Below are 222 nucleotides of genomic sequence, written 5' to 3'. Positions count from 1 at the left end.
ATGATTGCCGTGCGGTACAACAAAAGCATCTCCTGTATCTTCAATCACATCTGTCGGACTAAAGACATACCCATCATCCGTTGTATAGGCTCCTCCAGTTCCTCGATTCGGTGTCGGCGTATTGAGATTAAAGTTTGGTTTAATGGTTGAACTTGGTGTTGAACTTGGTTTATCTGTACTGCTTGGTTTCGGATTATCGGTATGACTTTGAACTGGCTGACC

At 43.7% G+C, this 222-nt stretch carries 1 protein-coding gene; it reads right to left on the bottom strand.

The window, feature by feature from the left end:
- Positions 1-222, bottom strand: a 222-nt coding sequence (locus tag ADH54_RS07595) for a pneumococcal-type histidine triad protein (RefSeq protein ID WP_049524641.1), incomplete at both ends; no start/stop codon positions are given.

This window comes from Streptococcus pseudopneumoniae, assembly GCF_001072315.1.
GTDB lineage: Bacteria > Bacillota > Bacilli > Lactobacillales > Streptococcaceae > Streptococcus > Streptococcus pseudopneumoniae_R.
This window is presented reverse-complemented; position numbering and strand designations above follow the sequence as displayed.